Here is a 9,440-nt window from a genome sequence, read left to right as displayed (position 1 = left end):
ACTAAAGCTTTCGTAAAACGAAAGATATTTAAAGAAGATGCCACTGTTCAAGCTGCTTAAAAACAACCCCTTTGTAGTATATATTAGCCACAAACATCTTATTTGCAATAAAAAATACAAATAAACCGAAACGTTTAGGACGATATTGATCTTATTCAATCATTATCCTTCTCCTCTTCCTGCTGTTCTTCCCTTTTTACGACCTTGCCCGATTTATCTATCGCAACTTCCATATTGGTTTTTCCTTTTTCAATTTCAAATTCGTAAACCTGACCATCAGCAGTTTTAGAGAATTCGGCTTCTTCAATTTCGTAACCTGCAAACTCAGTATCTAAGGTTTGCTTTATAGTTGCTGGTATCGCGGCTTTCTTAATTTCATATTCTGTTTCTTTCCATGTTCCATCTGCTAAAAAATTAGCGGAATATTCTTTTCCATCCATTTTAAATTCGGCTTCCCATTCCATCTTGTTTTCTTTATCCCACTTTACTTTTTTAGCATCTGGAAATTTTACAAGAAAAGCGTTCTGAATAGCGGTAGGAACTGGTTTTTTGTTTTGTGCGCATGCAGATATTCCGGCGGCAAGTAAAATAGCTGTTACTAATTTTAGTGTTTTCATGAACTTTACATTTAATTATTTGTGAATATTTAAAAGCTACACACAATTAAATCCTAATTAATTTTTCTTTGGTTTAAGCAGGTGTATCCTTTCATTGATATTAACAAATATCGAATGCGATTTTGAAGAAAGTTAGAATTCTAGAAGGTCAGCTTAAAGCAATGATAATTATGCTCGTAGGTATAGGCAATTTTCCAATTATTGCTTTCTGCGATCTTTTGAATTATTGCCAAACCCAAACCATTTCCACGCGATGAGGAGGAGGATTTTGAAAAACGACGGAATAATTTATCAACATCCAAAGCTATCGGTTCGCCCGTATTGGAAAAGCTCAAGCTGTTATCCGCAAGCTGAATGTTTATTTTGCCACCTTCCCTATTGTGTCGAATCGCATTCTGAAAGAGATTATTTAAAAGGATATCAAGCAAATCGGAATTTGTATCGACAAGAATATCTTCCTGTAAATTTATCTCGATTCCAATATGCATGCTTTGTGCTTGCTCGCTGTAAAAGTCCAGTAGTTTTTCAAATTGCTTTTGTATGCTAACCTTTTGTTTACTGGCGAATACCTTGTTGTCAATTTTAGAAAGCAGCAATAAATTTTTATTCAGTCGCTTGATTCTGCGAACACTATCGTTTAAGGCATTTATAATTTCTAATTGTTCCTTATTTAGCTCGGTATGTTGATACAGCAGGTCTATTTTTGCTTGGAAAACAGCTAAAGGCGTTTGCAGTTCGTGTGCGGCATTCTCAATAAATTCTCTCTGACTGCGGTAAATGGAGATATTTTTAGTGATTAATTTTTTAATGCTTTGATTCAGCCGATTGAACTCTTCTATTTTGGAATCGGAAAAATCAAAAGAATTGTTTTTATCAATCTCAAAAGCCTCTATTTGTGCCAGTGTTTTGTAGAAGGGTTTCCAAAGTTTTAAGGATAATATTTTACTGATAAAAAATAAACCAAGTAGTAAGACAATCAGTAATGCGATAAAAAGAACGGCAATACTTACAATCAAATCTTCGGTTTCAACCAGATTGGTTCTTGCCAGAAAAGTGTATTTTTTTCCTTCGATAACTACCGGCGTATTTAATTCGCGATAGGTTTCCTCTTCGGCATCCAGAGTGTCGTAGTAGTGATTGTAGAAGAATGAATCTCGCGAGGTTCCAGTATTTGCTATTATTTTAATATCCCTGTTAAATTTATTCCAGACATTAATATCGCTGCTTTTAAAGTGAGGCCTGTTGTAATGAAGAAATTCCTTCTTTCGCAGCGTTAATGCCTCGTCGGCATCTTCGATATAAAGCTGTTCGGTAACAAAGTAAAAAACCGGAGCGATGATAAGCACCACTATCACCGAAAAAAGTAAATAGGCTCGGGAGGTTTTATGAATGAGTTTTTTAGTCATTGTGCCATTTATATCCTGTTCCGTAAATCGTTTTAATATAATTATTGGAGCCGGCAAGTTTTAATTTATGCTTTAAATTTTTGATGTGCGCATAAACAAAATCGTGATTGATGAGCATATCCGCCATATCTCCCGACAGATGTTCTGCTATAGCAGCTTTGGAGAGAACACGGTTTTCATTTCCGATAAGATATAGCAGCAGGATAATTTCTTTTTTGGTGAGATCAACAATCTTTCCATTGACTTTTACCACTTTAGAAAGTACGTCGATTTCAATTTCATGATAACGAACCAAATTGTTACCATTAAAATTTTTACGACGGATAAGTGCTTGTATCCGAACCAACAATTCGGATAGATGAAAGGGCTTGGTTAAATAATCATCAGCCCCCAGCTGCAGACCTTCGATTCTCGTTTCCAAATTTTCTTTCGCAGAGATAATAATAACGCCATCGGTTTTATTTTGGCTCTTTAATTCTCTTAGTATCTCAAATCCGTTGCCATCAGGTAAACTTAAATCCAGCAAAATACAGTCGTAATCGTGCGAGGTGATTTTGTCGGTTGCCTGATGGATATCCATCACCCACTCGCAAATAAAATCATTGTTTGCCAGATAGTCCTGAATACTAACGGCTAATTCTTTTTCATCCTCAACGAGTAATAATTTCATCTGCCAAATGTAAAGATTCAATTTTGTAGAAATTTAGAATTATTGCCAAGATATTACAAATGAAAGAATACTTGTGGAAGCAATATCTGAATCGGAAGCAAATAAAACTGCAAATTCCTTTTACAGGAGGGGCAAAAGGTTTATTCTTTTTTAATATTAGTTGTTGTCATCCTGAACGCTAGTGAAGGATCTGCCCAATAGATTTGAAAAGCCAAAGAGCTTTCTATTGGCTTGATCCAAAAAACGGAATTGTTTACAAAGATATTGATTGGAGAATCACAACATTAGTTGTTGTCATCCTGAACCTTAGTGAAGGATCTGCCCAATAGTAATCCACATTGAAAACCTTTCTATATTTAAGTCCAATATTGTCCTAATTAATTGGTGTTATTCAAGCTGCCAAGAAATAAGCCTTTTATTTGTATACTATTCCATCCTTCAGCTAAAGCTGGGGGCAAGTAATATGCCATTTAGATTGCGAATGGCAGCATCCTTTTTTTTAAAATTGGCGCTTCGCCCAAACCTGACTTCATTTTTTGAATTCCTCCAAAGAACAGAAATGTTTCGGATGATATTATATAGGTTTACACCCTGATATTTTCATCAAATCCTTTCTTTTTTGAAACTCCATTTCCATTTTATCCTTCCCTTGACAAGATGTGAACCGTGCTTGACACGATTTTTTTGTCCGTTAATCATATATTTTACAAAGTCGACAAATAAAATCATTTTTTATGTATCAATAAATTTGAATTTTATTAGCTTTATTATCGTTTTAACACTACATAAATAAAAATATAGGGGCGTCCAATTATTCTTTGTTTCATTAGTTAAATAACCAGATACGTAGTATTTGTGATTGGTATCGCTGTGTTTTTGCAGTGCTGATCCCTGCGTTATTCTCTCATCGCATTCTCCGGCAATTGGGGAGTGAATGTTAAAGTATTTTATAAGTTTTTAAAAATTAGAAAAGTATGAGTGAAGAAGAAATTCTTAATTGTAAAGCAAAAGTTGAAGCTATGCTCGCAGATTTAGCAGTAGAATCGAACCAACCGATTAGCATTTTCACCGAGGAAGCCGAGACTTTGGAAAGCTGGGCGATGGATGACAAAGAAAAGCTTGCCATTGGTGGTATTAGCGAAGATAGAATCAAACAGATTGGTATTCGTGCCGAAGTGCTTCGATTTTATCAGGCTAGCTGGATCAAGATTCGCCGTACCGGTAAAGAATCCGAGATTGCCTGGAAAGAGATGGCCGAGAAAGCTGCTGACTTATGCCAGGAAATGAAGCATGCATTTCGGTATGCTTTTAGAAACGATGCTGCTCTTTTAGGACGCGTTAGCGAAATTGCTCAAGGTTATGGCGATGCCGATATGATTCAGGATTTAAAAACCTATTCGGAACTAGGTCTCGATCATCAGGAATTGCTTGCCGCCATTGGTTTTGATGTTGCTAAACTTGCCGAAGCCGGCCGTTTGTCAACCGAAGGAGCCAACCTACTGGCCGAAGCCAATGGTAGTAAACTAAAAGGCAACGAGTCGAAGGTGATTCGCGACAAGGCTTACACCTATCTGAAAGAAGTGGTAGATGAGGTTCGCGCTTGCGGAAAATATCTTTTTTGGAAAGATCCGATTCGCATAAAAGGCTACCAAAGCGATTACTGGAAGAGTAAAAATGGCGGCAAAAAAAAGAGTATTACCCCTGAAGTAGAAGCTTAAGAGGTAAAATAATAAGGGTGTTCTTTTTTGAACACCTTTATTATTTCGATGCGTTTTTAATTAGACAGATATGCTATTCCTGTTAGAATTTATCACGCCCTGTTACTTTGTCGACAAACCCTGTTGGGTTTTTAGCTGCCCTGTTAACATTTCCATATTTCCTGTTGCTTTTTTACTTGTCCTGTTAGTCTTGCTATTATCCCTGTTGATTTTCAGAGCGTCCTGTTACATTTTTACTCCCCCTGTTGACTTATTACCAATCCTGTTGTTATTTACCTCGCCCTGTTACTTTCAAACTCGCCCTGTTCAACAGGACAGCTATTTTCGTAACAGGACGAGCAAAACCTTAACAGGGTGACTATTTTCGTAACAGGACGACTTTAGATCTAACAGGGCTACTATTTCCTTAACAGGACGAGCAAATCCCTAACAGGGCGACATTTTTTGCAGCAGGATTACCTAAAACCCGACAGGACTGCTCCTCAAATATTGTTGGTATAAATCTTATTTAAAATGATTCTATGATCATAACCTATGAAATCCCTGCTAAATATTAAATAATATATTTAATTTTAGAGGGCATTTAGAAAACATACTAAATGCGAAAGGGGAGAATGGGCTGGACGGTTTCATGCAGATTAGCTACTTATCGGGAGTAAGGAACGGGTTTGAGATATATACAGGAAGGTTTGGGGTAGGGAAGTTCGAAAACAACTGAAATTTACACTCATGTATCCAAAACAGATTGCTGTAAGTTTAAAAATCCTATTGATGATTTAATCAACACTACTTAAAAAACATACGTTTACACAGCCAAATTAGGTGTGTATGCGTATAAATTCAACCGATAAAAGAAATATAAACGTAACGAGTTACTTATACACATTCATTAGGCAAAATTGAAAAAACTACATCCGCACATTACTGATATGAATTTAATAAATGAAAGACGATGAAAGTAAAATTATTTGACAAGAAGCTATTAAAAAATTACCTAGTAGTATTATCTGTGATAAGTTTATTTTGCTCGTTTGCTTTTATTGCAGTAAAAATACCTGATGATAATTGCATACGTATTTGGGTTGGTATTATTCTGGTAGCGGTTCTTCTGATTGTTTATTTAGCTATGTGGATAATGGCTAATAATCAAAACAAAACAACATTAAACATCAATAGTTCGACAATGATTATTAAAACTGGTGATGTATTTGAAGAAGATGGATTAAAAGTAATCGCATTTAATGAGTATTTTGACACACTGGTTGACAATAGAATTATTGCAGAGAATACCTTGAATGGAAAATACATAAAAGAGAAGATAGATAATTTAACTGAATTTGATGAAAAATTAGATACTGATTCAAGGTTAAACAAAAGGGTTCTAGAAGAAAACGAAAGTAGGTCTGCTGGCAAAAAGAAACGGTATAAGCTCGGCACTATTTATGAACACAATGATTACCTTCTCACTGCTTTTACAAGGTTTGACGAAGATAATCGAGCCTTTTTAAATATGGATGATTACATTAATTTTCTTTTGAACTTTTGGAATGAGATTGATATTATTTATGCTGGTCGCTCTGTGTCAATTCCTCTTTTAGGCTCTGGGATAACTAGGTTCAAGGGATATGATACTATCTCAGAACAGGAATTAATTGAATTATTAATTTGGTCATTTAAGGTGAGTAGGACGAAATTCACCTATCCTTCAAAAGTGTCAATCATTGTACATGAATCAAAGAAAGATAAAATCAATTTTTATAAACTAAATAAGGATTAATAATGGCATACAGGACAAAAACTTATATCGCAGGCGAATGGAGTGGAGACATAAACGCAGTTGAACAGCTTCATAAATGGAATGATAGTAAGTATTTGAGTTTATCATTTACCGATGCTCACGATTTGACACAAGCAAGAGATGGTAGTTTAAATTGTAATATTAAATCTTCACTTGGATTAAGATTAGATGTTTCTAAGACTTTTGTGCTTATTGTTGGCTCAAACACAAAGTCTGTAAGAAGCGGAAGCTGCCAATACTGTGGTAGCTTGAATAGTTATCAAAACCGGTGTGTTCGTGGCAAATCTGTGGATTATCGTAGCTATATCGAATATGAGTGTGAGAAAGCAATTCGTGATGAATTGAAAATTGTAGTATTATATAATGCCGCGACTGTAAATAAATCTAAATGTCCAGATAGTATTAAAAACGTAGGCACACATGTAGCAATGCAGTATCGTAAAGATGGAAGCAATTACTGGGATTATCAAGCTGTAAAAAATGCGATTAATTAAAGGATTATTGCTTTGATGAATGAACGACTTTGCCTAACAATGTATAAAAATAATAGCCGAGACAGTAGTAAATTCAAGGGTTGTAGCCCGCCCCCGCTAGCGCGAGCTTGTAGCTCGTGCTACTATAATAAACAAAGCAAATGAGTTGCAAATGCAAATTTTCCTCTGCTGGTGCGCGATTTAATCGCGTTTCGTTTTTTATAATAGAAGCACACGAAAGGATTCGTGCGGTAGCGGCGGTAAACTATGCTTTATTCTGAACGAAAAATCTTTATGAAACGCTCTGGTTTCCTGCCACACACAGCAAATAGGAAGTCCGAAACTATTTGTCGAAAAAACAAACCAATTAAATACCCATAGTTCCGGCGACATTGTCCAACTATGTTTTATCCTTTATTTGGAACTATTCTCAGAATATAAAATCGGTCTTCTAAATAATGTTTTGTTAGTTTTAACAAACGAAAGGATAAAACACTTTTACGTTAGCGGTCATTGCAAAAAAAACATAGACACACTTTAAGTTTAAACTATTTTGACATTATGAAAATCTTTAATCACATCGGAATTCCAACAAATGAGGTAAAGCAAGGTGAAATTCATCTTATTCACTTAAAAATGTACGTGACTGACCATAAAAAGAGTCCGAACGGAATTCAATGGATGCGTTTTGAAGATGATGCACCATATCCCGAATTAGTTCTTACAATACCACACATTGCATTTGAAGTTGATGATTTAGCTAAAGCAATAGAAGGTCAGAAGGTTATTATTGAACCAAATTCACCATCTGAAGGCTTAATTGTCGCTTTTATTGAGGATTGCGGTGCACCAGTTGAATTTATGCAATATGACAAGCACCTAAGAAAAAAATAGTATACTTTAAACATCAAAAATAACTATCAGTTATGGTCGAGAAAATATTTGGTGATGGAACGAATCATTTTTCGATGACTATTAAATGACAGATGACAAAAGGACTTGGATAGATAATTACAACTAAAACAATTGACAAGGAAAAAAAAACAACGAACCGCTAACAAAAGCTAAATTTCATGGGCGGTGATGTGCAGTTTGGAAGTTTAGTTCAATTAAGAAACACCAGCAAGCCAATTAAAATTGGTTTGTTCAAAATATAAACAATTTCACACGGCTTGCTTCTTTAGCGGTTTGATAAGGCAACTGTTTTAATCGCCCACAAAACTTAGCAAGACCGTTAGCAAACATTAAAGGAGAACAAAAGAATGAAGATTAAAAAGAAACAGTTTATTATAATATTATTTCTGCCAATGCTTATTGGATTAAGCGATTTATCTTACGCTTGTAGTCTAATTAAAATAACCAAAAATGGAAGAACTGTTGTTGGAAATAATGAAGACCAAATGAACCCAAACACTAGAATTTGGTTTGAGCAAGGTAAAAACGGTAAGTACGGAGCTATGTACGTTGGTTTCAATAATCTATATCCACAAGGAGGTATGAATGAGGTGGGATTAGTTTTTGATGGCTTTACACAATCTTATAAGCCTTTAGAAAACTCTGAGGGAAAAATAAAAATTTCACCTTCGGACTTAGAGAAAAAGATAATGCAAGAATGCTCTACAGTAGAAGAAGTAAAAGTCTTAATTAATAAATATAATATTGATTTTTGGGCTGGAGCAACAATGAGATACATTGATAAATCAGGTAAATATTTATTAGTAGATGGAGATGATTTAATTATTGGAAACGACAATTATTTTGTTCAAACAAATAAAAGAACAAATGAAACAAACCAATGTTGGAGATATAAAAAAGCAAATGAAATTTTGAATAAAGGATACACCTCTGATATTCAATTTACTGAAAATGTGATGAGACAAATTGTAATGGATGAAAGGTCAGTTAAAACATTATATTCAACAATATACGATTTAAACAATGGGAAAATCTATTTATATTATTTCTCAGACTTTGAATCAACTTTAGTATTTGATTTAAAAGAAGAACTTAAAAAAGAAAATCGAATTTTAAACATTCCAGAATTATTTCCAAATAACAATCAAGGAGAAAAGTATTTAAATGAATACAATAAAATTTTAGGGGAAATAATGTCGTTAGGTAACAATAATGATAGAAGTTTGAGTTACAATAATTTAAAAAAAGATATTTTTAATTCTTTTATAGATCATTATCCTTTTTTTTATAAAATTTTCCACACGGCTCAATATTACTTATTCGAAGAAATAGATTATGATAGAGCCATTTTACTTCTTAAGCTAAATATTGAGATTTATCCAGAATATTTTAAAGCTTACGATGATTTAGGAGATGCTTACATGGAATCTAAAAATTATGATTTAGCCATTGAGAATTATAATAAATCAATAAAACTGAATCCAGAAAACATAAAGACGAAAAGAAAAATTGAAATAATTCTAGAGGAAAACAAAAAATAACGTTTGCTAATAATGTATATAAGTCATTGGGCGGGTGGTAGTTAAATTGAATAATTATGAATATAAGTAAACGGTATAGTAAATTGTAAGTTAGGTGTTTCAAAACGCCCAACGCCTCATATACCAACCGTTGAAATGAATATTGCTGTGAATTTGAGCGTTTGAGATAAAATTTCAGGTATTGGGTTAAGAAAGGATTCTTGGGAACGAAGTTCTTCAAAGTCAACGCTTGAAGCGTGTGAGTGTTACACACTTGGAACGTAAAAACGTTTTTGACTTTGAGAAGTTACAGGACTTTTCCC

General features: G+C 34.2%; 8 protein-coding genes. 5 read left to right on the top strand and 3 right to left on the bottom strand.

From position 1 onward, the window contains the following. Nucleotides 1-155: 155 nt before the first annotated feature. The 3 genes from DLK05_RS16100 to DLK05_RS16090 all read right to left on the bottom strand — a co-directional run bounded on the left by DLK05_RS16100 (nt 156) and on the right by DLK05_RS16090 (nt 2,693). Entirely contained in the window at nt 156-617 is a 462-nt protein-coding gene (locus DLK05_RS16100) for a PepSY-like domain-containing protein (RefSeq protein ID WP_127345036.1), read from the bottom strand. A gap of 140 nt (nt 618-757) precedes the next feature. Continuing rightward, on the bottom strand, nt 758-2,023 hold the full coding sequence (locus DLK05_RS16095; RefSeq protein ID WP_127345035.1) for a sensor histidine kinase: 1,266 nt from the start codon (nt 2,021-2,023) through the stop codon (nt 758-760). Continuing rightward, nucleotides 2,016-2,693 (bottom strand): response regulator transcription factor, encoded by a 678-nt coding sequence (locus tag DLK05_RS16090; RefSeq protein ID WP_127345034.1) that lies wholly within the window; start codon nt 2,691-2,693, stop codon nt 2,016-2,018. Before DLK05_RS16090 ends, DLK05_RS16095 begins: the two co-directional genes overlap by 8 nt. Nucleotides 2,694-3,667: 974 nt before the next feature. Here DLK05_RS16090 and DLK05_RS16085 point away from each other — a divergent pair. From DLK05_RS16085 to DLK05_RS16065, 5 genes are all read left to right on the top strand, one after another. Then, nucleotides 3,668-4,411 carry a hypothetical protein gene (locus tag DLK05_RS16085; protein WP_127345033.1) on the top strand — a complete coding sequence of 248 codons (744 nt, stop codon included), beginning with the start codon at nt 3,668-3,670 and terminating at the stop codon, nt 4,409-4,411. A gap of 952 nt (nt 4,412-5,363) precedes the next feature. Beyond that, nucleotides 5,364-6,188, top strand: a complete 825-nt coding sequence (locus tag DLK05_RS16080) for a macro domain-containing protein (protein WP_127345032.1) — start codon at nt 5,364-5,366, stop codon at nt 6,186-6,188. Between the two features lie 2 nt (nt 6,189-6,190). Next, entirely contained in the window at nt 6,191-6,703 is a 513-nt protein-coding gene (locus tag DLK05_RS16075; RefSeq protein ID WP_127345031.1) for a TIR domain-containing protein, read from the top strand. Nucleotides 6,704-7,243: 540 nt separating this feature from the next. Further along, entirely contained in the window at nt 7,244-7,576 is a 333-nt protein-coding gene (locus DLK05_RS16070) for a VOC family protein (protein ID WP_127345030.1), read from the top strand. 368 nt (nt 7,577-7,944) lie between these two features. Beyond that, on the top strand, nt 7,945-9,138 hold the full coding sequence (locus DLK05_RS16065) for a tetratricopeptide repeat protein (protein WP_127345029.1): 1,194 nt from the start codon (nt 7,945-7,947) through the stop codon (nt 9,136-9,138). Nucleotides 9,139-9,440: the final 302 nt, after the last annotated feature.

Origin of the sequence: Ancylomarina longa, from assembly GCF_003996985.1 — a bacterium.
GTDB lineage: Bacteria > Bacteroidota > Bacteroidia > Bacteroidales > Marinifilaceae > Ancylomarina_A > Ancylomarina_A longa.
Note: the sequence above shows the minus strand (reverse complement) of the source record. Positions and strands in the feature narration are given on the sequence as shown.